Source organism: Moraxella equi, assembly GCF_002027555.1.
GTDB lineage: Bacteria > Pseudomonadota > Gammaproteobacteria > Pseudomonadales > Moraxellaceae > Moraxella > Moraxella equi.
The window spans coordinates 1-1,427 of the sequence record NZ_MXAP01000188.1 but is presented as its reverse complement, the minus strand read 5'-3'; the positions used below and the strand labels follow the sequence as shown (position 1 = coordinate 1,427).

At 42.7% G+C, this 1,427-nt stretch carries 1 protein-coding gene; it reads left to right on the top strand.

Features of this window, described 5'->3' with window-relative positions; translation table 11 throughout:
• On the top strand, positions 1-1,427 hold a 1,427-nt coding region (locus B5J93_RS13115; RefSeq protein ID WP_158080756.1), incomplete at both ends, for a S8 family peptidase.

Here is a 1,427-nt window from a genome sequence, read left to right as displayed (position 1 = left end):
CCGACTCCACAACCCGAGCCTACTCCGGAACCGACCCCTGAGCCAGCCCCAACCCCTGTTGACTATGTCAAGCCTTTGGCTTCAGCGCAGCTGACCAAGCCTACTTATGAGCGTCAGGTAAAACCAGAATTGGTTAGAGCACAGCCAAGACCTGCTACAGGCACCATCACGGGTTATAATAATATGGATACCGTGGATGTGGTGACTAAAGATCCTCAATATAAAAACAACATTGGTTTTGAGGTTAGAAGAGGTGCTTATGGTTATGAAACGGATTGGGATAAACCCATTCCAAGACTTGGTATTACTGATGCATTTTACGGGATGAAAGAAGAAGAGCATGCCCAAATGCTTAGCCAGTTAAAAACAAAAATAGACACGACCAATATTAAAGTGGGCGTTATTGATTCTGGACTGGATAAGAGAAACCCTGCTTTGGTGGGGGCAAATGTTCATGATACTGTTGTGCAATGTCGATTTGGACCAGGCAGTTCTCAATATGAAGAGGGTTGTGGTGATGGTAGTACAGGAAGTGGTATTGAAGAAGTTAACATATCTTCACCGACCTACAGAGCTGGTACAGACCATGGCTCTCAAATGGCAAGTGTTATTGCAGGTAATAATGGGTATAGCAATGCAAAAATTTATGGCTCAAAAAGTTTAGAGAACTCCAATGGGGGTAATCTTATCTTGATGGCTTATAAGTTAAACAAAGATCATGGCGTGAAGATTTTTAATAATTCATGGGGGATGACCTATGACCAATATACTCGCACAAGATGGCTTGAAGATATTGTAAAAAATCCTAGTGTCGGTGTAGAGTACGACCCTGTGACTGGCAGAAGTAATTTTGCCGATTTGGGAGCATTGCACGATTTGATTATCAACAAAGATGCGTTGCTTTTAAAGGCAACGGGTAATTTTTATAAAGACGATGCCCACCCTGATATTAACTTTGCACCAAAAATCAATGAAAAATTCAAAGATGGCTTTATTACGGTATCCTCTCCTCGTGAAGATTATGTGAATGCCAATCTTTGTGGTGGCACAGCAGAGTGGTGTATTGCAGCACCTTCTACCTCGACCTATTTTAAGAATAATGGGGAGAGAATGTCAGACCAAGGTACTTCACCGGCAACAGCTCGTGTGACAGGAACGGCGGTATTGGTCAAGGGTGCCTATCCTTGGATGAAAAATAAAAATTTAGTGCAGACCATCTTAGGTACCGCTCGAGATTTTAAAGAATTAGAACAGCAACACCCAGATGCATTTTACCATCGCAAACGCGTGAGCGTGGTGCCGGACTACTATCGCAAGACGGGAATGCCGGCTTATGAAGCCTATGACCAACAAGGTAACTTCTTAGGATATGATATTATTGTCAAAGAGGGGTTTAATCAACGTAGAATCATCAAAAACCACAACGG